The organism is Undibacterium sp. Tian12W (genome assembly GCF_049339405.1).
Classification (GTDB): Bacteria; Pseudomonadota; Gammaproteobacteria; order Burkholderiales; family Burkholderiaceae_D; genus Undibacterium.
The window spans coordinates 61,695-84,204 of sequence record NZ_JBMPPK010000012.1 but is presented as its reverse complement, the minus strand read 5'-3'; the positions used below and the strand labels follow the sequence as shown (position 1 = coordinate 84,204).

At 51.1% G+C, this 22,510-nt stretch carries 20 protein-coding genes; 13 read left to right on the top strand and 7 right to left on the bottom strand.

Annotation, left to right across the window (positions count from 1 at the left end):
* Positions 1-160: 160 nt before the first annotated feature.
* The 5 genes from ACO0LI_RS16400 (at position 161) to ACO0LI_RS16380 (ending at position 5,200) form a co-directional block, all read left to right on the top strand.
* On the top strand, positions 161-1,138 hold the full coding sequence (locus tag ACO0LI_RS16400) for a D-2-hydroxyacid dehydrogenase family protein (RefSeq protein WP_423033771.1): 978 nt from the start codon (positions 161-163) through the stop codon (positions 1,136-1,138).
* 317 nt (positions 1,139-1,455) lie between these two features.
* Positions 1,456-3,387: a putative bifunctional diguanylate cyclase/phosphodiesterase gene (locus tag ACO0LI_RS16395; RefSeq protein ID WP_423033769.1), complete on the top strand. Its 1,932-nt coding sequence runs from the start codon at positions 1,456-1,458 to the stop codon at positions 3,385-3,387.
* 70 nt (positions 3,388-3,457) lie between these two features.
* Positions 3,458-4,045, top strand: coding sequence for a YdcF family protein (locus ACO0LI_RS16390; RefSeq protein WP_422951754.1), 588 nt, complete (start codon positions 3,458-3,460; stop codon positions 4,043-4,045).
* A gap of 174 nt (positions 4,046-4,219) precedes the next feature.
* Positions 4,220-4,735, top strand: coding sequence for a TlpA family protein disulfide reductase (locus tag ACO0LI_RS16385; RefSeq protein ID WP_423033767.1), 516 nt, complete (start codon positions 4,220-4,222; stop codon positions 4,733-4,735).
* Positions 4,736-4,759: 24 nt separating this feature from the next.
* On the top strand, positions 4,760-5,200 hold the full coding sequence (locus tag ACO0LI_RS16380) for a GNAT family N-acetyltransferase (protein ID WP_423033765.1): 441 nt from the start codon (positions 4,760-4,762) through the stop codon (positions 5,198-5,200).
* A 140-nt stretch (positions 5,201-5,340) separates the two neighbouring features.
* Here ACO0LI_RS16380 and ACO0LI_RS16375 read toward each other — a convergent pair whose 3' ends face one another.
* Positions 5,341-6,117, bottom strand: a complete 777-nt coding sequence (locus tag ACO0LI_RS16375) for an L-asparaginase (RefSeq protein ID WP_423033763.1) — start codon at positions 6,115-6,117, stop codon at positions 5,341-5,343.
* Positions 6,118-6,264: 147 nt separating this feature from the next.
* On the opposite strand from ACO0LI_RS16375, the gene ACO0LI_RS16370 reads away from it, so the two are divergent.
* A complete protein-coding gene (locus ACO0LI_RS16370; protein ID WP_110254445.1) occupies positions 6,265-6,750 on the top strand; it encodes an asparaginase domain-containing protein in 486 nt (161 codons plus the stop codon).
* Between the two features lie 67 nt (positions 6,751-6,817).
* The gene (locus ACO0LI_RS16365; RefSeq protein WP_422951759.1) at positions 6,818-7,312 is read left to right on the top strand and encodes a hypothetical protein; all 495 of its coding nucleotides are present in this window, start codon (positions 6,818-6,820) and stop codon (positions 7,310-7,312) included.
* 186 nt (positions 7,313-7,498) lie between these two features.
* Here ACO0LI_RS16365 and ACO0LI_RS16360 read toward each other — a convergent pair whose 3' ends face one another.
* From ACO0LI_RS16360 to ACO0LI_RS16350, 3 genes are all read right to left on the bottom strand, one after another.
* Positions 7,499-8,776, bottom strand: coding sequence for a M16 family metallopeptidase (locus tag ACO0LI_RS16360; RefSeq protein ID WP_423033761.1), 1,278 nt, complete (start codon positions 8,774-8,776; stop codon positions 7,499-7,501).
* A 527-nt stretch (positions 8,777-9,303) separates the two neighbouring features.
* Positions 9,304-10,368 (bottom strand): histidinol-phosphate transaminase, encoded by a 1,065-nt coding sequence (gene hisC, locus ACO0LI_RS16355; protein ID WP_423033759.1) that lies wholly within the window; start codon positions 10,366-10,368, stop codon positions 9,304-9,306.
* A gap of 36 nt (positions 10,369-10,404) precedes the next feature.
* Positions 10,405-10,875 (bottom strand): MarR family winged helix-turn-helix transcriptional regulator, encoded by a 471-nt coding sequence (locus tag ACO0LI_RS16350; RefSeq protein WP_423033757.1) that lies wholly within the window; start codon positions 10,873-10,875, stop codon positions 10,405-10,407.
* A 38-nt stretch (positions 10,876-10,913) separates the two neighbouring features.
* On the opposite strand from ACO0LI_RS16350, the gene ACO0LI_RS16345 reads away from it, so the two are divergent.
* A complete protein-coding gene (locus ACO0LI_RS16345; protein WP_423033755.1) occupies positions 10,914-11,651 on the top strand; it encodes a siderophore-interacting protein in 738 nt (245 codons plus the stop codon).
* A gap of 297 nt (positions 11,652-11,948) precedes the next feature.
* Here the strand turns inward: ACO0LI_RS16345 and ACO0LI_RS16340 are convergent, their stop codons facing one another.
* The gene (locus ACO0LI_RS16340; protein ID WP_423033753.1) at positions 11,949-12,842 is read right to left on the bottom strand and encodes a LysR family transcriptional regulator; all 894 of its coding nucleotides are present in this window, start codon (positions 12,840-12,842) and stop codon (positions 11,949-11,951) included.
* A 107-nt stretch (positions 12,843-12,949) separates the two neighbouring features.
* On the opposite strand from ACO0LI_RS16340, the gene ACO0LI_RS16335 reads away from it, so the two are divergent.
* Positions 12,950-14,116, top strand: coding sequence for a mandelate racemase/muconate lactonizing enzyme family protein (locus ACO0LI_RS16335; RefSeq protein ID WP_423033751.1), 1,167 nt, complete (start codon positions 12,950-12,952; stop codon positions 14,114-14,116).
* Between the two features lie 70 nt (positions 14,117-14,186).
* Here the strand turns inward: ACO0LI_RS16335 and alaC are convergent, their stop codons facing one another.
* Positions 14,187-15,440, bottom strand: coding sequence for an alanine transaminase (gene alaC, locus ACO0LI_RS16330; protein ID WP_423033749.1), 1,254 nt, complete (start codon positions 15,438-15,440; stop codon positions 14,187-14,189).
* 245 nt (positions 15,441-15,685) lie between these two features.
* Here alaC and ACO0LI_RS16325 point away from each other — a divergent pair, with 245 nt between their 5' ends.
* Both ACO0LI_RS16325 and ACO0LI_RS16320 read left to right on the top strand, forming a co-directional pair.
* Positions 15,686-16,234 (top strand): GNAT family N-acetyltransferase, encoded by a 549-nt coding sequence (locus ACO0LI_RS16325; protein ID WP_423033747.1) that lies wholly within the window; start codon positions 15,686-15,688, stop codon positions 16,232-16,234.
* Positions 16,235-16,285: 51 nt separating this feature from the next.
* Entirely contained in the window at positions 16,286-17,179 is an 894-nt protein-coding gene (locus tag ACO0LI_RS16320) for a Dyp-type peroxidase (RefSeq protein ID WP_423033745.1), read from the top strand.
* On the opposite strand, the gene ACO0LI_RS16315 is transcribed toward ACO0LI_RS16320, so the two are convergent.
* Positions 17,162-20,146: a bifunctional diguanylate cyclase/phosphodiesterase gene (locus ACO0LI_RS16315; RefSeq protein WP_422951769.1), complete on the bottom strand. Its 2,985-nt coding sequence runs from the start codon at positions 20,144-20,146 to the stop codon at positions 17,162-17,164. The genes ACO0LI_RS16320 and ACO0LI_RS16315 overlap by 18 nt on opposite strands.
* A gap of 409 nt (positions 20,147-20,555) precedes the next feature.
* Here ACO0LI_RS16315 and kdpF point away from each other — a divergent pair, with 409 nt between their 5' ends.
* Together kdpF and kdpA are read left to right on the top strand one after the other, a co-directional pair.
* Entirely contained in the window at positions 20,556-20,645 is a 90-nt protein-coding gene (gene kdpF / locus ACO0LI_RS16310) for a K(+)-transporting ATPase subunit F (RefSeq protein ID WP_423012815.1), read from the top strand.
* Positions 20,645-22,453 (top strand): potassium-transporting ATPase subunit KdpA, encoded by a 1,809-nt coding sequence (gene kdpA / locus ACO0LI_RS16305; RefSeq protein ID WP_423033743.1) that lies wholly within the window; start codon positions 20,645-20,647, stop codon positions 22,451-22,453. The genes kdpF and kdpA overlap by 1 nt, the downstream gene beginning before the upstream one ends.
* The last annotated feature ends 57 nt before the right edge of the window (positions 22,454-22,510 follow it).

Below are 22,510 nucleotides of genomic sequence, written 5' to 3'. Positions count from 1 at the left end.
GTACACGCGAGTCTGGCCGGAAGCGAATTTTGCCTCAGTTTCATTATCATTGTTTTACGTTTTATGAAAGTGAAGATTTTTCAACGCAAACCTGAATAAAAGCAGGAATACGGATTTTCCCGGATTTTAAAGAATGTATAAGGACGAATGAGGACAAACCATGAAAATAGCCATACTTGATGATTACCAGGACGTGGTCCGGCAGCTGCCTTGCTTTGACTTATTGAAGGGTCATGAAGTCAAAGTCTTCAATAATACGGCTGTTGGTACCGGCCAACTAGCGATACGCCTGCAGCCGTTTGATGCCGTCGTGCTGATACGTGAACGCACCCGCCTGAACCGTGCCCTGATGCAAAAGCTGCCGAATCTGAAACTCATTTCGCAGACTGGCAAAGTCGCAGGCAATATAGAAATTGCCGCTGCTCACGAACTGGGTATTGCCATCGCCGAGGGCATAGGTGACCCGACAGCACCGGCTGAGCTGACCTGGACCCTGATCATGGCGGCGTCACGCAAGCTAACTAATTACGCACAACTCTTGCAGGATGGAGTCTGGCAGAGCTCTTCACTACACTCCGCCCACAACCAGCTGGGCCGCGTCCTGAAGAAGCGTACCCTCGGTATCTGGGGCTACGGCAAGATAGGCAAGATGATCGCTGGCTATGCCAAGGCTTTTGGCATGCAAGTCATGGTCTGGGGACGCGAACCTAGCCGTGCGCAGGCCGCCGCAGACGGTTTGTTGGTAGCAACATCGAAGGAAGCTTTTTTTGCTGAATGCGACATCATCAGCATGCACCTGCGCCTGAACGATGCGACCCGCGGCATCGTCAGCCAGGCTGATCTGGCGCTGATGAAGCCGGATGCCCTGTTCGTCAATACCAGCCGCGCAGAACTGGTGGAACAAGGCGCACTGGAAGCAGCACTCGATGCAGGGCGCCCCGGCTTTGCTGCGATTGATGTTTTCGAGAGTGAACCTGTCTCCCCTGATCACCCACTTTTGCACAGGGAAAATGTCCTGGCTACCCCGCATCTGGGTTATGTAGAGCAAAGCAGCTATGAATTGTATTTCCGTATTGCTTTCCAGAACATCGTCGATTTTGCCAATGGCAATCCTCAGAATATTTTGCAGGCTGGGTAATCCGAATGAAAGGGTACATGCCGGGTCGCACACAAAATCTTGCCCGGCATGATTTGTCTGTTTTCCAACATGTGGGAAAATATTTCAAAAATAACATTGCAAATACTTTAATTTTGTAAAAAATGCACTAAACTCTAGCATCAAAGTCAGGTCAGAGAATAAAAATCAGGTGCATATACGTGGTATTCAATATCAGTCATCTGGAATATTTTGATGATTGCTGCCGAGCTATCATTCCTGAACTGCACATTGCCTCTACAACCCCGCGCTTCGTCCATATCCACTGATGTTGGGAGAGCCTTGCGATGAGACTATTGATGCCACATACAGGAACAGTAAAGGGCGTGCTGGGCATGCTGGCCCGGCATGAGCTCAGTGTCCATCAACGCAAGCCCCATGTCAGGCAGCTTGTGTATGTGGCCTTGCCAGGTGCGCTGTTGCTGGCTTTGGCCAATTATCTGCAGTCTGGCTATCCCCTGCCTGGCATCATCGTTGCCATGACTGCCGTGCTTATGCTGGGTGCTGCTTTTTTTATGTCCAGCCATGAAAAATTTCTCGCCATGGCCGAATCCCTGCTCTTGCTGTTTGCCCTGCTGGCCAGTGTCGCCCTGGGTTTGCTGGGCGGTATTGCTGGCAGTGGCATCTTGTGGATCTATGCTTTTCCTTTCCTGGCTTTATGGCTCAAGGGGCAGCGCCAAGGGGCACAATGGAGCCTGGTGTGGCTGCTTGCCATGGCGTTCAGCATGCTGGCGGGCAGCAGCATTTTTCCTTTTGCTTATGCCTATGATGAAAAATTCGTATTGCAGGCCAGTGCAGCGTTATTGTTTTATTCCGCCATTGCGCTTGCCTATAATTTCAGCCGCAGCCAACTCGAAGAAAAGCTGTATGTCAGTGAACAGGGCATGCAGGCCAAGACCCGTGATTATGTCAGCAGGCTGGAATTGTCAGCCTACCAGGATGGTGTCACCGGCCTGCCGAACCGCCTGCGCCTGCTGGATATCCTGAGCAGGGAAATCGCCAACGCCCAGGAGCGTGGCCACACCCTGCTGGTGGCACATATACGCCTGAAAAAAATGTTTGAGACCGCCAATCTCATCGGCCCGGACGCCAGCGATAAACTGATACGCAATATCGCCGCGACCATGACGGCGACTGTCGGTTCACGGGGTATTTTTGCCCGCGTCAGACACGATGAATTTGTCTGTATATACCGCAAGCATACTGAAGACATCAATGCCAGCGAGATCATCCGGGACGTACTGGCCTTTCGCCTTGAATACAAGATCAATGACTATGCCGTCCATATCGATCACACCATAGGTGTCGCCAGTTTCCCCAGCCACGCAAGTGATGCAGAAACCCTGCTACGAAAGGCGGCCCAGGCCATGTTACAGGCGCAATTCGCCAACCAGGGTCTGGCTTTTTACGATGAAAGAATGGAGCTTCAATTCAACCGGCAGCAACTGCTCTTTGTACAACTGCATGAAGCCCTGCAAAAAAACGCGCTCAGCCTGCATTACCAGGGCCTGATAGATTTGCAAACCGGTGCCGTCATTGGTGCCGAAGCCCTGGCCAGGTGGATAGACCCGGTATCCGGGCCTATCGCCCCCGCAGAATTCATCCCCATCGCAGAAAAATCCGGCCTCATCAAAGCCTTTACTTTGTGGACCATGCGCGAAGCCTTTGGCCAGCTTGCCAGGTGGCGTGCCGAAGGCTTGGACTTGTTTGTCTCGGTCAACCTGTCAGCGCGCTGCATACTCGACCATCAACTGATTGATGATGTGCGTGACCTGCTCAAAGAATACAATATACCTGCCGAGGCCATCGTCCTCGAACTGCGCGAAGCTAGCTTTGCCGATACCCCCGAGACCGCACTGCAAAACATGCTGAGCCTGCACAAGCTGGGCTTTCGCCTGTCCATAGACGACTTCGGCACCGCGCATACTTCCCTGTCCAGTCTCAAGGACCTGAAGATAGATGAACTCAAGATAGACCAGAGTTTCATGCGCAGCATGGCAACCGATGCCAGCAGCCGTGCCATCGTGCTATCGACGATACAACTTGCACATAACCTCAATCTCAGGGTGGTTGCCGAGGGCGTAGAAAGTACCAGGGCGGAGCAACAACTGAAAGACATGGGGTGTGACATTGCCCAGGGCTATCATTATTGCCGGCCCATGCCTGCCGATGTCTTCAACCAATGGGCGCGATCCTGGCAAATTAACCGCAGGGCAGTGTTGTCGGCATGAGTGCATCTTTTTGCAATCCCCTGTGAAAAGGCTTAGGATGCGGGTTCGTCTTTATTAATCCCTAGCTTCCATGCCTTATTCACTGCAAAAGAAAATCAAACAATTCAGCCTGGGTTTGCTGATCTGCCTCCTGTTCATGGCTGCGGCCATTTCTACCCTGGGTTTGCGTGACCAGATCGTGATGGCGGATGTGGTCGTCGTACCAGGCAATACGGTTAATCCTGATGGCAAACCATCCGAGCGCTTGCGTGGCCGTCTTGATGTTGCGATGCATTTATTTGCGGCACAAAAATGCAAAGCCATCCTGGTCAGTGGCGGCATGGGCGAAGAAGGCCATGATGAAGCTGCCGTCATGAAAAAATACCTGGTTGATCATGGTGTGCCAGATGCGGCTGTGTTTACCGACAATCAGGGTATCACCACGTTTGCCACGGCAAAAAATACCGCTGCCCTGATGAGGGAGAAAAACTGGAAAACCACGATGCTGGCCAGCCAGTTTTTTCACATTGCACGCTTCCAGCTGGCGATGAAAAAATACGGTGTTGAGACTGTAGGACATGTCCATTCCACGCACTACGAAGTGCGCGATGCCTATTCGCTGGTACGCGAGGTGGTCGCATATTTTGAGTATACGTTCAGTAATCCACAGACGCAGTGAAGCTGTTTTTTGCGTATGCGCAGAGCAGGCATGGAGTCACATCAAGGATGAAATGAGTTCTACATTGGCAGTATTGAAATAATTTTCTGTAAGCAGATGGATCGAGGCGACGACTAATTTATATCTGTCGTATTATTCACGTATAAGCATATACATTTATAGAAAGTCCCTATCGTGAACAAAACAAAATTACTCAGTATTCTTACTGCAGCCACTCTGGCCATGGCCAGTTTCTCTGTGTCCGCACAGGCGGGCAAAGATAGCCAGCAGATGAGTTTTCAAGGGGCTGATCTGAATGGCAAGAAACTGGCCATCAGCGATTACGCAGGCAAGACACTGCTGGTCAGTTTTTTTACGGCGGGTTGTAATCTGTGCGCACGCGACTTGAAGCTCATGCGTGAGTTTTATGTTGGCAATATGAAACGTAATTTTGTTTTGCTGGCCATTAATATTGATGCAGACAAGAAAGATTTTGATTCTTATGTACAACTGATCAATCTGGCTGTGCCTGCGGAACAACGCTTCCCCATCATCTGGCGCAATGCACCGGGATATAAGGATAACTTTGGCACTATCGTCAGCCAGCCTACGCATTTTGTGATCAATCCCAAAGGCCAGCTGGTCTTGAAGCGAGAAGGCAGTTTCCAGCCGAATGACTGGGATAACCTGTGGGAATCACTGGGTTCATGATTCTTGGCTAAAGGGGGAAACGGCATGGATATGAAATACGAAGTGAGCATAGTTGATACCAGCCATGCAGAAAATATACGTCAGTGCTACACCGTATTTAGCTACTTGCGGCCACACCTGGATGAAGAAGAGTTCGTCAGCCGGGTGCAAACTCAGGTGTCTGAAGGCTATACCATTGCCTGCATCTACATGGATGGTGAGGTATTTGCTGCTGCCGGTTATCGCGTTCAGCATTATCTGGCCTGGGGCAAGATACTCTATCTTGATGACTTGATCACCCATCCGCAAAAGAAAAACGCTGGCTTGGGATCAGCACTGATGGAATGGGTAAAACTGCAGGCAAAGATCTTGAATTGCAGTGAATTGCACCTCGATACCGGCTATCAAAGGCATGACGCACACAGGCTGTATCTGAATAATGGTTTCGACCTGAGTTGTCACCATCTTTCCAAAAAAATAAGCTGAACTAACGGCTACCCACTACTCGTGTCTTGTAGGAGCGGCTTTAGCCGCGAATCTCTGAGCCAACTTAAAATGCCGGCACGGCAAGTTGTTCGCGGCTAAAGCCGCTCCTACGTAGTTACCTGTGTCGACTAAGATAGTTTTTAAAATTCCAGCGGCAAACTCCAGCTTGTAGGGATGACATCGTGCCTGACCACGGCGCGCTGTTGCTGGCGGCGTTGCAGGCTGTCGGGGCTCCAGGTTTTTTCCCAGCCGGGTGGATAAGCCAGGCCCTCACCTTGCCAGTCTGGCAGCCGCTGGCGCACGGCGATTACGGGCAGGTGCAGAGGCAAGGGCTGCTCCGGGGTATCTGCCCCCAGGCTATAGGCGTAATTCGGCAGCAAGGCATCGCAAACAGCCGCAAACCAGGCCGTATGGTCTTCATCCTGGCCCAGTGCATTCGCCAGACCAGCCGGATCAAAGCGCGCCAGTGCTTCTATCAGCTCTGCCGTGCTGGCGCCGGGTGCATCACCCCAGCCCATGACGGGGTTGAAATTGTAATCGGCACCTGATCCATACCAGCCTTCGCGCCAGGGTCTTTGCATCCAGTTGCGCGGGCCTGTGAATAACTGCCAGCGCCAGTGCAGGCCAGACGCCTTGGGCCAGCTATACAGATAGAGTTTTTGGTAACCGGCAGCATGCAAGTCCCTGACCGCGGCCATCAAACGCGCATGCGGCATGCGTTCTGGCGGGGTACGGCGAAACAGTATGGGTTCGCCGTCGGCATGCTGGACTTCATCTGTCGATAAGTTCAAATCCAGCGTGCGTTTTTCATCACCAAAACGCGCCGCTACCCAGCCACTGAGCAGGTTCACGGCAGTCAACACGCCATAGCCACGATGGCGGTGAAAAATAACGGTTCCGGGGGCTATCGGTTTCATATATCTCTGGTGTATCCGGGGTCTATCAACAAGCTGTATGCGATGAAATGCAACAGCTTAGTGTAGCAGTTTTCACTGGCCCCCTATGCGCGTTACAATGTGTCTAATCTAAAATTTTACAAATCCTTTATCTACAGAGACAAGATCATGACTTTGCGCATCATCGCCACCGGCGGCACTTTTGACAAACATTATGACGAACTGGCAGGCAAGCTCAGCTTTGCTGATAGCCACCTGCCTGAAGTGCTGAAACGTGCGCGCCTGACGATACCGGTAGAGCTGGAAGTCTGCATGCTGGTAGATTCCCTGGACATGAACGACAGCCACCGCAATACCGTCTTGCAGGCTTGCCAGCAATCCGCAGAAAAAGCGATCGTCATCATCCACGGTACCGACACCATGCGTGAAACGGCAGAAGTATTGGGCGCAGCCAATCTGGGCAAGACCATCGTATTTACCGGCGCCATGATCCCTTACGAAATCGCCAATTCTGATGCCTTTTTCAATCTGGGTTTTGCCTGCAGCGCAGCGCAACTCTTGCCAGCCGGTGTGCATGTTGCCATGAATGGCAAGGTCTTCCCCTGGAATGACGTACAAAAAAACCGTGAAGCTGGCGTATTCGTGAATAAGTAAAATCCGGTAAGACCGAGTGAGACGAATTGAGACTAAGTGAGACGAATTGAGACGAATTGAGACCACCATGAAACTGCTGCTGGCGACATTATTGCTGTGTATTTCCACTCTGACGCAGGCAGCAGAAACGCGTTTTGATTCTGTCTATTTTTTCCAGTCGCAAGCTGAGCTGGAAAAAAAAGGCATCAATGTTGATACCTTTGGCCGCTATACCCGTGCCTTGCAAACGCAGATTTACAAGGCCCTCAAAAAAGTCAAAATGCCGGCTAGTGCTGGTTATCTTGTCGTGGCAATACGTTCTGATGGCGAAGTCACCTGCTGGCTGGACATGACACCGGCGGTGGATGCATACTACGATAACCAGATTTATGAAACCATCAAAAAAATCCCGCCAGTCGATGTACAAAGTGGCATCCTGGTATTTGGTATCAAGATGGCGATAGATACTGCCGTGCATACCAAAAAAACCATACCCGCCCCTGCCGACTGGGCAGAGGCTAAAAAGAAACTCAATGATCCGAATAATATAGAGGAGCTGGTGTTGTCCCTGTGGCCAGAGTGAAGAAGGGGCAATTCCATATTATGAAACTGGCCTCGTAAATCAGCTTCGGGCACACGGCATCTTCTGCGCAACCGTCGCCCGCATGTCAACAGCTGCGCCATACGGTAGAGCTAGCACATGCTGTGACATTGATGATCAACATTCTTGAGCACTCATTTAGTAAAATAATTGCCATGATGTTCAATATCAGCGCCTGACAGGTTCTCTGAGAGTTATTGCAAGTCTGTTCGAAGAAGTAATCCACTCTTCCCCTTTTTTCTGAAGTTGGGCCAGGTCATAATTTTGTATGTCTTGTTGCAGAGTAAAGTAGCGCTGCCAGTTACCTCCGGCGATAAAAGTGAGGAGTTTAAAAGCCAATTCATCTGCATTTTCCGTGATGTGCTTATGATCCTTGGCAGCAGCTTTCTTTGCTTTTAAAAACTCTTGCTCAGTGATCGGCTGTTTTGGAAGATTCTCAAGTACGTCAATAAATTTGGTTTTGAATATACCCTCACTGATCCCGTACTGAAAGTCTATACCAAACATCAACAAGCCTGCCTGCTGAAGCAACATGTAACTGGCTCTGGTACTCTTTATTTTTCCCAGGTCAGAAAAATCATTTTTTGTTCTTTCTGTGGAATTCAGGACTCTGCTTAACAATTCCATGGCCGCGGCATCAGGATGATTGATATCCACCGCCCGGTAAGAAATGATTGAATACGGTGCCGTGGTTTTTCTCAATAAGACAATTTCACGTTCACCATTCTGCGGTGGTTCAACAGTAACAATAGGCTTTTCTTCATACCTGGCTTTGCTGATGGGGCCAAATAATTGCAGCACCGTATTGAGCATGTCGGCTTCATCATATTTTCCACTGATGATGAGTGTCGCATTTTCAGGTCTGTAGTGTTGATACCAAAATTCCTGCATATCGCTCAATGTAAGATTTTGCACATCGCTAGGTATTCCTAGTGGGTCTCTGCCATAGGCATGCCAGGTGAAAAGATGTGACGTGGCTTCACGTAGTAAAAAATTGAAGCGACCGGCTTCCGTATTTTCTCTTTCGTTAATAACTTGGCTCTTTGCTTCCTCCAGCTGTTCAGGCGTGGCATTGAAACTCGCCATCATCGAAGAACTGTATTGCAAGGCAAATTTGAGCGTTTTTATATCAGAACCGGGCCAGGTTTGATAATCTGTAAAATCAAAATTGGTAACTCCTTTCACCTTGAAACTTTGTATATGTCCTTGAGAATTTTTTTTGGCGGTTGCCACTGACTCAATTAAAAGCAAATGCTCAAGCAAGTGCGCGAGGCCTTTTTGCCCATATTTTTCCTTGCTGGAGCCACTGCGATAAATCAGGTGAGTTGTTACTGTACTTTGACGGGTATCAGGAATGAATAGCAATGCCATTCCATTGTTTAATTTAAATTCACGGACACCGTGTACTTCATGTTGTAATTTTATTGCATCGATATTTTGATCCACATCCGAATGCTCTCTCGCACACGCAAGAGAACATACAAAATAGCTGATCGTCAATAATAGCCGGGAAAATTTGGTGAAACTGCAGTTAATCATCGTGTCCATTACATCAAATATTTATTGTTGGAATTGCTTTATGGTCTGATTACAAGCCAGGTAAGTGAAACGGGGCTACAACAACTGTGCTATTCATAAGGAGCAGAATTGTTCAGACCCTGTAGCCTAGCTAGTAATAAGGAAAACACCAGGCAAACATCAGGCAAACTGGTACGCATACTGAGTCGCCTCGACATCCTTTACACTGAGCAGTAGCATAAATGAAAATATTTGGAAATGTTACGCAAAGTTAAAAATATATTTTAATCATGCTTAAAAATTAATTTATATTTCCTGTCAACTTGCGTATTGCATGTGCGTGACAGTGAAGTCTCTGAGACAGGAGTGATCTGTTTTGTGATGACGAGAATACTCATTTGCAGAACTGCTGATTCGCAGTCTGCAAGCAAGAATGTACTGAGCCTGTATTCAGGTCAGGCGGGATGGAGCAATAGCTTCAACGCAGAAACCAGTGAGGCGGATTCTTCATCAGTGCCTATGGAAATGCGCAAAAATTCATTGATGCGCGGCAGTTTGAAATGGCGCACGATGATGCCGTACTGACGCAAATTCAGGGCAATTTCTTCTGCCGCAAAACGAGGGTGGCGGGCGAAGATAAAATTCGTGGCTGACGGCAAGACTTCAAAACCCAAATCCCGCATATTTGTCGCCAGCCTGTCGCGTGTCGCCATCACTGCCTGGCAAGTCTGCAAAAAATAATCCTGGTCTTCAAATGCAGCGATCGCGCCAGCTACTGCCAGCCTGTCCAGCGGGTAAGCGTTGAAACTGTTTTTGACACGGTTCAAACCTGCAATCAAATCTGCATGTCCTGCCGCAAAACCTACCCGCAAACCAGCCAGTGAGCGTGATTTTGACAGGGTATGTACGACCAGTAAATTGGGGTAACGGTCTATCAACGCAATCGCTGTCTCGCCACCAAAATCGACATAGGCTTCATCAATGACAACGACGCTGTCGCTATTGTGTTGCAGCAGGAATTCAATTTTTTCCAGCGGCACGGCACAGCCAGTTGGTGCATTCGGGTTTGCAAAAATAATCCCGCCATTTTCTTGCAGATAATCTTCCACGTTCAACTGGAATTCTGCATCCAGTGGCACGCTGCGGTGAGCGATTTCATACAAGCCACAATACACAGGATAAAAGCTGTAGCTGATGTCAGGGAAAAGCAAAGGCCGCTGATGTTTGAGCAAAGCCTGGAACACATGGGCCAGCACTTCGTCCGAACTATTACCAACAAAAACCTGGTCTGCCTGCAAGCCATGATAATTGGCGATCACGCTACGCAAATGATCTGAACCGGGATCAGGATAGAGGCGCAAATCAGCATTGGTGGCTTGCTGTATCGCCGCCAGCACACGGGGTGAAGGCGGGTAAGGGTTTTCATTGGTATTGAGCTTGATCAGCTTGGCCATTTTCGGCTGCTCTCCCGGAGTATAAGGATTCAGCTTGTGGACAACATCGCTCCAGTATTTACTCATGATCAATCAATTTTCTTTAGAAATTTAAAATATTTTTTAACTCTCGATATCCAGATTGACCTGAACCCTGCGCAAGAGTTGTAGCAATTGTTGTTGCTCATCGCTGGCCATATCTTTCAGTGCCAGGGTATTCAGTCGTTTTGCTTGCTGGCGTAATGTTGTCAATACGCTTTGTCCATCTGTAGTCAATGTCAACCTGACATTGCGCTTGTCGCTTTCATCGGCGACCGCATCAAGCAAGCCCTGGTCACGCAAGCCCTTGATCAGCCTGGCCAGTTGCGCCTTGTCGCGGCCACTGTGCTTGGCCAGGTCACTCTGGGTAGAGCCGGGGTAATGGCCAAAATAGCTCAATACCTTGCCTTCCATATGCGTGATGTCATGCGGGCCATCGCGCAGGGCCTGGTATTGCATGGAACGGTATTGATGCATGACCGTATGGATAAGGTCCAGCACCCCATCCTCATTATTTTCTTGAGAATGGTTGACATTGTCATTTGTTTTGCGCATTATAGTAGATATTGTCAACTAATTTGATAGGTGAATAAATGAGTATAGCCTCTGAAACCAGCCGCGTACAACGCATACGCCATGAAATCAAACGCCGTAATCTGCAAGTTGTCCGTGTTGAAAGCCCGACCCCGCACTTCCGCCGCATCACTCTCAGCGGTGCTGACCTGCCGGGTTTTATCAGTGCATCCTTTGATGACCACCTTAAATTGATACTGGGCGCAGACAGTGACAATGTCGTCATGCGTGATTACACGCCCAGGCATTACGATGCTACCAAGGGCGAACTGGTGCTGGAATTCTCCATACACGGTGATGGCCCCGCTGCCGCCTGGGCCAGCCAAGTAGATGTTGGCCATGGAGTCACTGTCGCCGGCCCGCGTGGCTCTTTAGTCATTCCCACCGACTATGAATGGCATTTGCTGGCCGGTGATGAAACTGCCTTGCCAGCGATATCCCGGCGCCTGGAAGAATTGCCTGCCGGTGCGCGCGCCATCGTCATCCTGCAAGTGCCACCAGCCGAGCGCCGTGAATTAAGCAGTGCGGCAGATATCAGCATAGTCTGGGTAGATGCCGCACAAGAGTTTCTGGATACCTTGCGCGCCCTGCCTTTGCCAGCGGGTGATGGCTATGCCTGGTGCGCCGGTGAAGCTGCCACCATGGCTGCAACACGCCGCATACTGGCAGAAGAAAAAGGTCATGCTGGTACTGCCATGCGGGTGGCGGCTTACTGGAAGCAAGGTTTGATCGCGCATCATGAAAATTTGGAAGCTTAAGCTAGTGATAGAACTCGGCTACAGTCCACTGCTGTCGGGAATAATGTGCTTGACAGACGATAACGAGTAAATTCCCTCCCTTTCAAGGGGAGGGTTAGGGTGGGGATGGGTTTTGGTCGATTGAGAGCAATTGGATTTGCGCCAGAAACCCATCCCTGCCATTCCACCGCGCAGCTTGCAAGCTGCTTAGAGATTGATGGCGCAAAGCATGCTTTGCGAATTCCCATCAATCTCCCCTTGAAGGGGAAGGAGCTTCAAACACAGCAACCCTTTGTATTCAAGTCTACGGTCAGTGCGTCACCGTTCGAACTCTTCCACCAAAAAGTCAATAAACGCCCTGACCTTGGCAGGTTGCTGGCGGCGGCTCAGGTAATACACATAAAGGTCAGCCGCCGGCAGTGTGTAGGCAGGCAAGACGATTTGCAGCCTGCCGCTTTCCAGGTATTTGTTCAAATCCCATTCCGAGCGCACCAGGATGCCGTGACCATCAAGTGCCCAGTTCAGCACCACGTCACCATCATTGCTCGACACTGCGCCACGCACTTTGACCAGTTCCACCTTACGCCCTTTCTCGAGGCGCCAGGTGCCATACACATCGTCATTTTGCCTGTGCAGGATGCAGCGGTGATGATGCAATTCAGCCGGTGTCTGCGGCTGCCCGGCCTGTTTCAGATAAGCGGGTGAGGCACATAAAAAGCGCCGGTTGCTCATGAGCTTGCGGGCACCCAGGCGCGAATCCGGCAATTCACCAAAGCGTATCGCCAGGTCATAGGCTTCTTCCACCAGACCTATGGGGCGGTCGGTCAGTTGCAATTGCACTTCCACCTCAGCATGCAGATGGGCAAAGCGTGACACCAGCGGTGCAATGTGGGTGCGGCCAAAGCCTGGCGTGGCGTTTACCCGCAATAAACCCTTGGGTATGCCGCGGCTGCTGGATACCGACTCTTCCATATCGCGGATACTGCCCAAAATCTGTGTCGCCTGCGCCAGATAAGACTCGCCCTCGCTGGTCAGGCTCAGGCGGCGCGTGGTGCGGTTAACCAGCCGCACACCCAGGCGCTGCTCCATCAGCATCAGGCGTTTGGTCACAGCAGGCGGCGTGATGCCAAGTTCGCGTGCTGTCGCCGACAAACTGCCCAGCTTGGCCAGCAGCACAAAAAAAGTCAGCTCAGGGGCGATATCAATATTCACTTAAAGTCAATAATGGTTTAAATATGAGTGAATTATATAGCTATAAATGAAGAGTAAGCTTTGCGCATACAAAGTTTGCCCTCCATTACCTATCAGGATAAAGCCAAATGAAAATCGTAGAAATCCGCGAACAAACCGTTCCCATCAGCTCACCCATACGCAATGCCTACATCGACTTCAGCAAGATGACGCTGAGTCTGGTGGCTGTCGTGACGGACGTGGTCAGGGATGGCAAGCGCGTCATCGGCTATGGTTTCAACTCCAATGGCCGCTATGGACAAGGCAAACTCATGCGTGAACGCTTCATCCCGCGCGTGCTGGAGGCGGAGCCAGAAAGCCTCATCAATGACGCAGGCGATAATCTGGACCCGCACAAGATATGGAACTGCATGTTCACCAATGAAAAACCCGGTGGTCATGGGGAACGCTCGGTGGCTATCGGTACTATCGATATGGCAGTCTGGGATGCAGTCGCCAAGATAGAGGGCAAACCGCTATTCCAGTTGCTGGCAGAACGTTATGGCAATGGCACGCCAGACCGCAATATCTTTGTCTATGCAGCGGGTGGTTATTACTACCCCGGCCAGAACCACGACAAACTCAAGGATGAAATGCGTAGTTATATTGACCGTGGCTATACCGTGGTCAAGAAAAAGATAGGCGGAGCCTCGCTTGATGAAGACTTGCGCCGCATCGATTCCATCCTCAGCGTACTTGGCGATGGTCAGAAGCTGGCGGTGGATGCGAATGGCCGCTTTGACCTCGACACTGCCATCAAATACGCCAAGGCACTCTCGCAATACGACTTGTTCTGGTATGAAGAACCGGGCGACCCGCTGGACTTTGAATTGCAGGCGACCTTGCGCAATTACTACCCCAATCCCATGGCGACAGGTGAAGACCTGTTCTCCATGCAGGATGCCCGCAATCTCATACGTTACGGCGGCATGCGCGCAGACCGCGACTGGTTGCAATTTGATTGCGCTCTCAGCTATGGCCTCGTCGAATACCTGCGTACGCTAGACATGTTGCGCGAACATGGCTGGTCAGCCAAACGCTGCATCCCTCATGGTGGCCACCAGATGTCGCTGAATATCGCTGCTGGCCTTGGCTTGGGTGGTAATGAATCTTATCCTGACCTGTTCCAGCCCTATGGCGGCTTCCCGGATGGTGTCAAGGTGGTCAACGGCCACATCCTGCTGCCAGAATTGCCGGGCATAGGTTTTGAAGGCAAGGCGGATTTGTATGCGCAGATGCGAAAAATCGCCGAGTGATCTGATGAAATCAAGCAGACAGGCGGTGCATGGTCATGCATGCCTGTCTGGCATCAGGTATAAGACATCTTTATTTCGTTACTCCATCATCCTTGAACATGGTTTTCAAACCACGCAAGGCCTGACGTATGCGTGACTCATTTTCAATTAAGGCAAAGCGCACATATTCATCGCCATATTCACCAAAGCCTATGCCGGGTGAGACACAGAGTTTGGCTTTTTCCAAAACCTGCTTAGCAAATTCCAGCGAGCCCAGATGGCGATAATGCTCAGGGATGTGTGCCCAGATATACATTGATGCCTTGGGTTTTTCCACCATCCAGCCCAGTTCATGCAAGCCTTTGACGAGTACATCACGACGACGCTGGTACTGGTCGCGTATTTCATTGACACAGCTCTGGTCACCTTCCAGTGCGGCAATCGCCGCCACCTGCACGGGCGTGAAGCTGCCATAGTCGTGGTAACTCTTGATACGGGCCAGTGCTGCCACCAGTTCCTTGTTACCGACCATGAAGCCTATGCGCCAGCCCGCCATGTTATAGCTTTTTGAGAGCGTAAAAAATTCCACGGCAACGTCGCGTGCACCCGGCACTTGCATGATGGATGGGGCTTTCCAGCCGTCATAGGTAATGTCTGCATAAGCCAGGTCATGCACTACAAGGATATTGTGTTCCTTGGCCAGTTTGACCACGCGCTCGAAAAATTCCAGCTCCACGCATTGCGCGGTAGGGTTCGATGGAAAGCCAAAGATCATCATCTTTGGTTTGGGATAAGTTTCGCGTATTGCCCTTTCGAGCTCAGCAAAAAAATCCACGCCCGGGCTCATGCGTATCGAGCGTATATCGGCACCAGCGATCACCGCGCCATAAATGTGGATGGGGTAGCTGGGGTTGGGCACCAGTACGGTGTCGCCCTTGTCCAGCGTCGCCAGCATCAAATGCGCCAGGCCTTCTTTCGAGCCTATGGTGACGATGGTTTCTGAATCCGGGTTCAGGTCTACGTCATAACGGCTCTTGTACCAGTGCGCAATCGCACGGCGTAAACGTGGTATGCCCTTGGAGGAAGAATAACCGTGGGTGTCAGGGCGTTGTGCCACTTCGACGAGTTTTTCAACGATATGTGCAGGTGTTGCGCCATCAGGATTACCCATGGACATATCAATGATGTCTTCGCCACGACGGCGCGCAGCCATCTTCAGCTCGGCAGTGATATTGAATACGTAAGGGGGGAGGCGATTGATACGAGCGAAAGAGAACTTTGTTGCAGGCGCAGGTGAGCCTTCAACAGCAGAACCCCGGCCCAGCGGAGTAGTTGTATTTGTCATGATCTAAATTGTACGTAGTCCAGCTTGTCTATACAAACAAGCAGAACGGGCGCCCGGAACCGTCCGAGCGACGTTGAAGCGCTTTGCTTCGCGTTTGATTGTAGCGAGCAATCAAAAAAATAACAAGCTGTGGTGTTGCAGGATTCCGGGGATATTTCAATATAATACAATTTGAAAAAATCCGGCATAGTGATGACACTTTTTGCCGACTCGTATTATTGCCAGAAACAGATATTTCGCTTCCCATGCTTATACAAACAAGAAATCTGGTTTTGCGTGACTTCTCCATGCAAGATCTGGCACCGTATACTGCATTGCGCAGCCACTCCGAATTCCAGCGCTATTACAGCGAAGACGATGTCACTCCCGAAAAATCGGCTTTCCTGCTTGAGCTCTTTATTCAGCAAAGCCAGGAAATCCCCAGGAGAAAATTCCAGCTGGCTATTTGCGGCAAGGATGAGGTACTCATGGGATCTTGTGGCATCAGACTCGAAGCTCCAGGCCTGGCTTCCATGGGATTTGAATTGGGCATACCATGGCAAGGGGCTGGCCGGGCCAGGGAAGCAGCGCAGGCTATGCTGGATTTTGCTTTTCGTGATTTGCAGGTGCAAAAAGTGTATGCCGAAACCCTGCTTGAAAATCAGGGAGCAACTAATTTATGTAAATCGCTGGGCATGCGTATTTCTGCCGCAGAAAAAAGGGGAAGTCCTTATTTCAAGGATAGTAATTGGCAAGCTGCAGGCTTTGAAATCCACGCGCAAGACTTTATATGGAACGCTACTCATCCCAGTTGATGAAATACGTTTTGGCACGCAAGCTTAATTTTAATAAATCAGGAGCAGTACATGAAGTTATTCCAGGAAGGCATATTGCAGGCAGTTCCTGCCCATGCCGTTTATCTCAGTTTGAATATCAAAGCCGGTACTGATCCAGCAACGGTCAAGAAAGTAATACGCGCTCTTGCCGATAAGACGGATGGTCAGAATCTGGTCATAGGCTTTGGTGCCAGCCTCTTGCAGGTTTTGGGCAGTGAGATCGCCGGCATGAAAGAATTCCATGGCATAGAAGGCAGCCGCATGCGCCTGCCTGCGACACCTGCCGCATTGTGGTGCTGGTTGCGCCAGCATGAACGTGGTGACCTGGTGCGTCAATTACATCAGCTCATGCCTGTACTGGCCCCGGCATTTGAATTGCAGCAGCAGGTTGATGCCTTCAAATACAAGGAGGGCCGTGACCTCAGCGGTTATGAAGACGGTACAGAAAATCCGCATGACGATGCTGCCATCGCTGCAGCTTTTGTTGTGGGCGACACGCCCGGCCTGACAGGTTCAAGCTTTGTCGCCATCCAGCAATGGCTGCACAAATTTGATCGCTTTGATGCCATGGCAACAGCAGACCAGGACAATGCAGTTGGCCGCCGCCGCAGCGATAATGAAGAACTCGAAGATGCGCCAGAATCAGCCCACGTCAAGCGTACTGCACAGGAAGATTTCACGCCTGAGGCTTTCATGCTGAGGCGTTCCATGCCCTGGTCTGCGCTGGACAAGGCGGGCCTGTATTTTGTTGCTTTCGCCAATTCTTTCTACCCGTTTGAAGTGCAGTTGAAACGCATGTCGGGTGCAGAAGATGGTGTCACTGATGCCCTGTTCCAGTTCACCGTGCCGCAGACGGGCAGCTATTTCTGGTGCCCGCCGATGCAGGGTGGCAAGCTTGATGTGCGTTTATTGAATCTCGTCTGATTCCAGCGTTATCTCTGGTGGTTTCAATAACGCCAGAAAGCCTTCCAGCGGCAAGGGTTTGGAAAAATAATAGCCCTGGAAGGCATAGCAGTTATGCGCAATCAAAAACGCCCGCTGGGCACTGGTTTCCACCCCTTCGGCAATCACGTTCAAACCCAGGTTGACGCCCAATGAGATGATGGCGCGCACAATGGTCGCATCGTTTTCATCATGGCTGAGGTCACGTACAAAAGACTGATCTATCTTCAACTGATTCAGCGGCAGACGCTGCAAGTAAGCCAGTGAAGAATAACCAGTGCCAAAATCATCCATGGAAAAAGCGATGCCCAGCTTTTTCAATTCATGCATTTTCTCGGTGGTGGCATCGACATTGTCAAGCACGGTGCTCTCGGTGAGTTCTATCTTCAGGCGTGTTGCATCAATCTTGTGCCTGTGTATGATTTCACTGAGGCTCTCGACAAAATCCGCTTGCTGGAATTGCTTGGCGCTGACATTCACGGCCAGGGTCAGATGACGGGTTTCTTTGCTGCTTTCCCATTGCTTGAGCTGGGCACAGGCAGTTTCCAGCACCCATAAACCTATAGGGATGATGAGGCCGGTTTCTTCTGCCAGCGGGATAAAGTCTGCCGGTGAAATAAAACCGCGGTCAGGATGTATCCAGCGTAGCAGAGCTTCAGCACCGATGAGCTTGCCTTCGGAATTGACCTGCACCTGGTAGTACAGCTGGAATTGATTATTCGCCAGTGCCACCCGCAAATTCGATTCCAGCAACATGCGCACCACCAGTATGGCCTGCATGGCCGGATCAAAAAAGCGCACCGCATTGCGGCCAGCGGTCTTGGCTTCATACATGGCAGTATCGGCGCGCTTGAATAAATCCTTGACTGTGATATCGCCACCCTGGAACAGGCAGACACCTATGCTGCTCGATCCATGATGTTCAAAGTCGGTGATCTGATAGGGCTCGCTCAGCAACTTGCGTATTTTTTCGGCAATGCGGTCAGCCTGGCGCAGGGCATCTTCTTTTTCTATGCTCAGCTCTTCTAGTACCACGACAAATTCATCACCACCGAGACGTGCCACGGTGTCGCTGTCGCGTACGCAGGTTTGCAGGCGGCTGGCGGTTTCTATCAACAGCAGATCACCGGCATCATGACCACGGGTATCGTTGAGGGTCTTGAAATTATCGAGGTCGATAAACAGGATGGCGCTATGGGTTTCATTACGGTTGCTGATGGAGATCAGATGCTGCAACCTGTCCATCAGCAAACGGCGGTTTGGTAACTGCGTCAGCGGATCATAGAAAGCCAGATTGCGTATCTCTGCTTCATAACCTTTGTGACGGCTGATGTCATTGAAAGAACCTATGTAATTGCTGACTTCGCCACGGTTATCGGTGATCGCTGTCAGGGTCACCATTTGCGGATAGATTTCACCATTCTTGCGGCGGCTCCATAGCTCACCATGCCAGTAGCGGTGTTCTGCCAGTGAGAGATTGATCTGCTCAAAAAAATCCCTGTCCTGCTGCTTGGTCTTGTGCAGGGGCGGGCGCTTGCCGATCAGGTCTTCTGTCGTGTAGCCAGAAATGCGGGTGAAAGCCTGGTTTAGCCTCAGCATGATCCAGTTGGCGTCTGTAACGAAGATGCCTTCCTGTGATTCAAAGGTACAGGCTGCAATGCGCAAATCCTGTTCAGCCTGTTTGCGTTCTGTGATGTCGGTGATAAAGCAATGCCATAACATCGAGCCGCCGGGTTCTGGCTCCGGCAAGCCATCGAGATACAGCCAGCGTACTGTGCCATCCTTGCGATGCATGCGGAATTCACTTTGCCAGGGCGCCAGGTTGCGCATGGCATCACGTATCAACGCAGTGCCCTTTTCTATATCCTGCGGGTCTATGCGATCAAACAAATGCAGGGCATCGTCCCTGACTTCTTCATGCGTGACTTCAAACATCTGCACGATGGCTTCGCTGGCGAAAGGAATGCTGGCGCTATGGTCGGGCCGTATGCGGTATTGCAAGACCAGGCCGGGCAGGCGCGAGGCGACTTTATTGATACGTTGATAAGCTTCCTGTATCTGGCGGGTGGCGTCTATGCTTTCTGACTGCAGGGCCGTGATGATCAGGGTGATCAGCACCATGGTCGTCATATAGGCCCAGAGTATCAGCAGGTTGGCCTGGCCACCGTCATAAAACGGCCCCATGCTTTGCGACGTGGCCCAGGCCGAGAACAAAGAAGTGATCAATACTGCGCAAGAGGCACCGGTAATGCCAAAGCGCATGGCTGCCCAGATCATGATGCCCACCATGATGAAGGTCAGGTGCAGATGGCTATAAGGGGACGCAAAAATCAGCCAGTTGGCCAGTGCAAACACCAGCAGAAAACCAAAAATCTCTTTCCTGCGTCTGGACAGACCGCTCAGGGACTTGAATGAAAAAGACAACAGCAAGGGAGCTGCCAGCAAGGCACCTACTGTATCGCCCGCCCACCAGGTCAGCCAGACTGCCGCCGGATCGGCGTTCAGGCCATGTAGCCATAGCGTTAGCGTGCCACCTGTCGCCGATATGCACATGCCCAGCATGACAGCCATGCCAAAGCCAATGACATCGCGCCGCCTGGAAAAATCACGCCTGAAACCCTGCTTGCGCAATAGCCATTTGCTCAGTACTGGCCCCAGGGTATTGCCTATCGCAAGGCTGCCAGCTACCAGTACGCTAAAGCCTGCCGACATTTCCAGCAGCCAGGCGGCAAGAAACACGGCGATTGCAGCCAGCCTGCCATGGCGCAGCAAACCCGTGATGGCGATGCCGGTTGGCAGCCAGATCAGGCTGACGCTGGGATTCACATAGGGAATAGACAAACCGATACGCCCGGCACCAAAGTAGGCCAGCATGATCAATAGAAAATGCCCCAGCCGTATTTCCTGGCGAAAATTTCTGGTATGGGCAAATTGCTCAGGCTTGTACATGGATAAAGACTTTAAAAGACTTGAGCAATTATGCGGCAAAGCAAGATTGGCGTTAGTTAACTTTTGATAAGTCAACATTCTTTGTCATTCGTCAGCACTGACAAAAATACATCAAGACGGGTCTTCCTTAATCTTAGATCAATATCCGCGCTCTTTCAATTTGCCTTTGAATTGCGAATTTTTCCGAATCCTGCCGAATTTTTACATTTTGAATTTTTACACTTTGTTTACGCCCCCTGTTTAAGTCTTTACGAATTTTTTACACGCTTCTGACTATGCTTCACTGTGTAAAAACGAAGGAGTAAAGCATGGAATATCTGATGGAATTTTTATATCTCGCAGGCATGGGAATCTTCCTCCTGCTGGTTTGGGCTCTGGTGCTGGCTTGCGACACTTTGGGAGCAAAAGCATGAATCCCTTCTACGTCCTGGGCACGGTGGTGGCTGCCGCCCTGTTCGTCTATCTGATCGCAGCCTTGTTGAATGCCGAGGAGCTGTGATGACTACGCAAGCAATTGTTTTATTGGTATTGTTCCTGGTCGCGCTATTGCTCTTGTCATATCCCTTGGGCGGCTTCATCGCCAGGATAGCGGATGACAAGGCTGCTGTACCAGGCATGGGCTGGTTGCGCTGGCTGGAAAAAGGCCTGTACCGCCTCGCAGGCGTCAAAACTGAAGCGGGTATGGGCTGGAAGCAATATGCCATCGCCCTGCTGATCTTTAATACCCTTGGCGCGCTGCTGGTGTATGCGGTGCAGCGCCTGCAAGCCTGGTTGCCTTTGAATCCTCAGAGCCTGGCGAATGTCAGTATGGATTCTTCTTTCAATACCGCGGTCAGCTTTGTCGCCAATACTAACTGGCAAGGCTATACCGGTGAATCCACCATGAGTTACCTGACCCAGATGCTGGTGCTGGCCGGGCAAAACTTCTTTTCCGCAGCGACCGGCATTGCCGTCGTGTTTGCACTGATACGCGGTTTCAGCCGTCATTCAGCCACGTCCATAGGCAATTTCTGGACTGATATAACTCGCTCTACTTTGTACCTCCTGTTGCCACTGTCGGTTATTTTTGCGGTCTTCCTCATGGGCCAGGGCGTGATCCAGAATTTCTCTGGCTATAAAGATGTGCAACTGATCGACCCTGTGACTTATAGTCAGCCCAAGCTCGGCCCTGACGCCCAGCCTTTAAAAGACGACAAGGGTGCCCCCGTCATGGAAACCCTGACGACGACTACCCAGACTTTGCCCATGGGCCCGGTGGCTTCGCAAGAAGCCATCAAGATGCTGGGTACCAATGGCGGCGGCTTTTTCAATGCCAACTCGGCACATCCATATGAAAACCCCAGCTACCTGAGCAATTTCATGCAGATGATTGCCATCTTCCTGATCCCCGCCGCGCTGTGCTTTGCCTTTGGCCACATGGTCGGTGATATGCGCCAGGGCTGGGCGGTATTGACGGCAATGACAGTCTTGTTCGTGGCCATGACATTGACAGTGATCTTGTCTGAGCAGCAGACCCACCCAGTGCTGGCCAGCATGAATATCGACCAGGCGACTTCAGCCCTGCAAGCCGGTGGCAATATGGAGGGCAAGGAAACCCGCTTCGGCATCAGCGCCTCCAGCCTGTTTGTTGCTGTGACTACGGCAGCATCCTGCGGTGCTGTGAACGCCATGCATGATTCCCTCATGCCTATCGGTGGCCTGGTACCTATCGTGCTCATGCAGTTTGGTGAAGTGGTGTTTGGCGGCGTAGGCAGTGGCCTGTACGGCATGCTGATCTTCGCGATACTGGCCGTGTTTATCGCTGGCCTGATGATAGGCCGCACACCAGAATACCTGGGCAAGAAAATCCAGGCGTATGAAATGAAGATGACTTCGATCGCCATCCTGGTGACCCCGGTCCTGGTGCTGGCAGGCACGGCCATCGCGGTCATGTCAGAAGCAGGCAAGGCCGGTATCTTGAACCCCGGTGCCCATGGTTTTTCTGAAGTGCTGTATGCCTTTACTTCAGCCGCCAACAACAATGGCAGTGCCTTTGCCGGCCTGAGTGCGAATACACCTTTCTACAACATCATGCTGGCGATCGCCATGTGGTTTGGCCGCTTTGCCATGATCGTGCCCGTGCTGGCGATCGCCGGTTCACTGGCTGGCAAGAAAAGGCTGGAAGCCAATGCTGGCACCATGCCCACCCATGGCCCCATGTTCATCGCCTTGCTGGTGGGTACGGTGGTGCTCATCAGTGTGCTCAATTATGTGCCTGCCCTGGCCTTGGGCCCGGTGGTTGAACATTTGCAGCTGATAGCGAAATAACGCGCGGAATAATTTGTGGATTCTGAATGACGGCTTGCCTGATGGCGCTGTGATTCA

What these genes read in the sequence shown, in the direction of transcription:
- ACO0LI_RS16400 (WP_423033771.1), top strand. Translation starts at nt 161, where the DNA reads ATGAAAATAGCCATACTTGATGATTACCAGGACGTGGTCCGGCAGCTG.
- ACO0LI_RS16395 (WP_423033769.1), top strand. Translation starts at nt 1,456, where the DNA reads ATGCCACATACAGGAACAGTAAAGGGCGTGCTGGGCATGCTGGCCCGG.
- ACO0LI_RS16390 (WP_422951754.1), top strand. Translation starts at nt 3,458, where the DNA reads ATGCCTTATTCACTGCAAAAGAAAATCAAACAATTCAGCCTGGGTTTG.
- ACO0LI_RS16380 (WP_423033765.1), top strand. Translation starts at nt 4,760, where the DNA reads ATGGATATGAAATACGAAGTGAGCATAGTTGATACCAGCCATGCAGAA.
- ACO0LI_RS16375 (WP_423033763.1), bottom strand. Translation starts at nt 6,117, where the DNA reads ATGAAACCGATAGCCCCCGGAACCGTTATTTTTCACCGCCATCGTGGC.
- ACO0LI_RS16370 (WP_110254445.1), top strand. Translation starts at nt 6,265, where the DNA reads ATGACTTTGCGCATCATCGCCACCGGCGGCACTTTTGACAAACATTAT.
- ACO0LI_RS16365 (WP_422951759.1), top strand. Translation starts at nt 6,818, where the DNA reads ATGAAACTGCTGCTGGCGACATTATTGCTGTGTATTTCCACTCTGACG.
- hisC (WP_423033759.1), bottom strand. Translation starts at nt 10,368, where the DNA reads ATGAGTAAATACTGGAGCGATGTTGTCCACAAGCTGAATCCTTATACT.
- ACO0LI_RS16350 (WP_423033757.1), bottom strand. Translation starts at nt 10,875, where the DNA reads ATGCGCAAAACAAATGACAATGTCAACCATTCTCAAGAAAATAATGAG.
- ACO0LI_RS16345 (WP_423033755.1), top strand. Translation starts at nt 10,914, where the DNA reads ATGAGTATAGCCTCTGAAACCAGCCGCGTACAACGCATACGCCATGAA.
- ACO0LI_RS16335 (WP_423033751.1), top strand. Translation starts at nt 12,950, where the DNA reads ATGAAAATCGTAGAAATCCGCGAACAAACCGTTCCCATCAGCTCACCC.
- alaC (WP_423033749.1), bottom strand. Translation starts at nt 15,440, where the DNA reads ATGACAAATACAACTACTCCGCTGGGCCGGGGTTCTGCTGTTGAAGGC.
- ACO0LI_RS16325 (WP_423033747.1), top strand. Translation starts at nt 15,686, where the DNA reads ATGCTTATACAAACAAGAAATCTGGTTTTGCGTGACTTCTCCATGCAA.
- ACO0LI_RS16320 (WP_423033745.1), top strand. Translation starts at nt 16,286, where the DNA reads ATGAAGTTATTCCAGGAAGGCATATTGCAGGCAGTTCCTGCCCATGCC.
- ACO0LI_RS16315 (WP_422951769.1), bottom strand. Translation starts at nt 20,146, where the DNA reads ATGTACAAGCCTGAGCAATTTGCCCATACCAGAAATTTTCGCCAGGAA.
- kdpF (WP_423012815.1), top strand. Translation starts at nt 20,556, where the DNA reads ATGAATCCCTTCTACGTCCTGGGCACGGTGGTGGCTGCCGCCCTGTTC.
- kdpA (WP_423033743.1), top strand. Translation starts at nt 20,645, where the DNA reads ATGACTACGCAAGCAATTGTTTTATTGGTATTGTTCCTGGTCGCGCTA.